This window comes from Candidatus Macondimonas diazotrophica (genome assembly GCF_004684205.1).
Classification (GTDB): Bacteria; Pseudomonadota; Gammaproteobacteria; order UBA5335; family UBA5335; genus Macondimonas; species Macondimonas diazotrophica.
In genome coordinates this window covers 1-3,024 of sequence record NZ_SRIO01000044.1, presented here as the reverse complement: position 1 = coordinate 3,024, position 3,024 = coordinate 1, and the positions used below count along the sequence as shown (strand labels likewise).

The following is a 3,024-nucleotide window of genomic DNA, read 5'->3' as shown; positions in this document are numbered from 1 at the left end:
CCCCGCCCTCCGCGCCGCTGGACGCCCTGGATTCGTTGTTCGGCGCGGAGGGCGGGGGCGAGATGGCCCAGCTCCGGGCCGCCGCCGCCGACGGGCGCAGCGCGAAGGCGGACCTGCCGCTCCGCGACGGCGAGACCGGCGTCGAGTGGCGCGAAGTGGCGGTTAATCCGCTAGGCAGCCGGCCCGGCTTCACGGTCTGGAACGTGGAGGACATCACCGCCCGCCGGCAGATGGAGCAGGTGATCCGCGAAGATCAGCAGAAGCTGGTCAACTTCGTCGAGAACGCGCCGATCGGCTTCTATTCGGTCGACGCGGACGGCCGCTTCATGTTCGTCAATCACGTGTTCGCCGATTGGCTGGGGACGACCCCGGCGGCGCTTCTGGACGGGGCCAGACGCCTGGGCGATTTCCTGGCCGACGGCGCCGTCCCGGACGCGCCCTACAGCCCGTTTCCCGCGTCCCAGGGGGATGCGACCGGCGAGGTCGTCCTCCGCGGCGCCGGGGGCGGCGCGTTCCAGGCCCATATCGCCCAGCGTCTGGTTCTGGGCGCCGACGGCGAGGGGCCGGTCATCCATTCCGTCGTCCGCGACCTGACCCAGATCCGGGAATGGGAACGGGCGCTGTCGCACTCCCAGTACCGCCTGGAGCAGTTCTTCGCCGTGGCGCCGATCGGAATCGTGCTGCTGGATTCGGAAGGGCGGATCGACACGGCCAACCAGGCCTTCCTCGACATGGCCGGGCGGCGGCTGGAAGAGATCGGCGGCCGGCAGGTCGTCGATCTGTTCGGCGAGGAGGATCGGGCCCCGGTGGCCGCGCGTCTGGCCGGCGCCCGGGCCGACGGCGCCGCCACGGTGCCGCTGGACGTGCGGCTGGATTCGGGGAACGGCGCCGTCGCCTCGCTCTATATCAGCCGCATGCGCCAGGAGGACGGCGGCGAGACCGGCCACATGCTGCATCTGATCGACACGACCGAGCAGAAGAATCTGGAGATGCAGTTCGCCCAGTCCCAGAAGATGCAGGCGGTGGGCCAGCTCGCGGGCGGCGTCGCCCACGATTTCAACAATCTGCTGACCGCGATGATCGGCTTCTGCGACCTTCTGCTGCTGCGCCACAAGCCCGGCGAGGAATCCTTCGCCGACATCATGCAGATCAAGCAGAACGCCAACCGCGCCGCCAATCTGGTGCGCCAGCTGCTCGCCTTCTCGCGCCAGCAGACCCTGCAGCCGAAGATCCTCAACCTCACCGACGTGGTTGCCGACATCTCCAGCCTGCTGCGCCGCCTGATCGGCGCCCGGATCGAGCTGAAGACGATCCACGACCGGGATCTCGGCTTGGTCAAGGTGGACCAGGGCCAGATCGAGCAGGTGATCATCAACCTGGCGGTCAACGCCCGCGACGCGATGCCCGACGGCGGGACGATGACGATCCGGACCAGCAACGCGCGGGTCGACGATCCGGTCAAGTACGGCCACGAGCTGCTGCCCGAGGGCGATTATGTCCTGGTCGAGATCGACGATACCGGGACCGGGATCGCGTCCGAGCATCTGGGGCGGATCTTCGAGCCCTTCTTCTCGACCAAGGCCGTGGGGTCGGGCACCGGGCTGGGCCTCTCCACCGTCTACGGGATCGTCAAGCAGACCGGCGGCTACGTCTTCGTCAAGAGCGCGCTGGGCAAGGGGACGACCTTCCGCATTTACCTGCCGCGCCACGCCGACGAGCAGACGGCCGCCGAAACCGTGGTCCAGCCCAAGAACAAGGACCTGACGGGCGCCGGCACCGTCCTTTTGGTCGAGGACGAGGACGCGGTCCGCCAGTTCAGCGTCCGTGCCCTGCGCAACAAGGGCTACCGCGTGATCGAGGCGAACAGCGGCGAGGGCGCGCTGGCGGTGATCCGCCGCGGCGACGAGCCCATCGACGTGATCGTCACCGACGTGGTGATGCCGCAGCTGGACGGACCGGAACTCGTCAAGGTGGTGCGCGAGACCCGGCCCGACATGAAGGTGATCTTCATCTCCGGCTATGCGGAGGACGCGTTTCGCAAGCGGGTCGGCAGCGACACGGACCTCCATTTCCTGCCCAAGCCCTTCAGCCTGCAGCAGCTCGCCAGCAAGGTGAAGGAAGTCATCGCCCGCCCCGCGCCCTAGGCGCGCCCGGCCGCCCCGCCGGTTCGCGCCTTGTGCGCGCCCGTTCGGAACACAATCGGAACACGCAGGAAAAACACTTTTATTTTCAATGCGTTGTGGATGGGGTTGCAAAAGAGAACAAATCATGAATAAATGGCCGCATTGAACCGGTGTCTCGGGTATGGAATAAGAAGGGGAGCGGTCATGACCTCTACCGCGCTGCATCTCGTCGAGAAGAACGGCATGGACAAGCAAAAGGCGCTCGACGCCGCCTTGGGCCAGATCGAACGGGCCTTCGGCAAAGGCTCGATCATGAAGCTGGGGGCGAGCGATTCGGTGGTCGAGACCGAGGCGATCTCGACCGGGTCGCTGGGGCTCGACATCGCGCTCGGCATCGGCGGCCTGCCGCGCGGCCGGGTGGTCGAGATCTACGGCCCCGAAAGCTCGGGCAAGACGACCCTGGCCCTGCATACCGTGGCCGAGGCCCAGCGGAACGGCGGCACCTGCGCCTTCATCGATGCCGAGCACGCCCTCGACCCCGTCTATGCGCGCAAGCTGGGGGTCAAGGTCGAGGACCTGCTGATCTCGCAGCCCGATACCGGCGAACAGGCGCTGGAGATCGCCGACACGCTGGTGCGCTCGGGCGCCGTCGACGTGCTCGTCGTCGACAGCGTCGCCGCCCTGGTGCCCCGCGCCGAGCTGGAAGGCGAGATGGGCGACGCCCATGTCGGCCTCCAGGCGCGGCTGATGAGCCAGGCGCTGCGTAAGCTCACCGCGTCGATCTCGCGGTCGCGCTGCATGATCGTGTTCATCAACCAGATCCGCATGAAGATCGGGGTGATGTTCGGCAATCCGGAAACCACGACCGGCGGCAACGCGCTGAAGTTCTATGCGTCGGTGC

General features: G+C 67.5%; 2 protein-coding genes. Both read left to right on the top strand.

Annotated features, from left to right (window positions below; translation table 11 throughout):
• Nucleotides 1-2,144 (top strand): hybrid sensor histidine kinase/response regulator (locus E4680_RS13615; protein ID WP_135282969.1); only part of this gene is annotated, 2,144 nt, incomplete at its 5' end.
• A gap of 183 nt (nucleotides 2,145-2,327) precedes the next feature.
• On the top strand, nucleotides 2,328-3,024 hold a 697-nt coding region (recA, locus tag E4680_RS13610; protein WP_135282968.1), incomplete at its 3' end, for a recombinase RecA.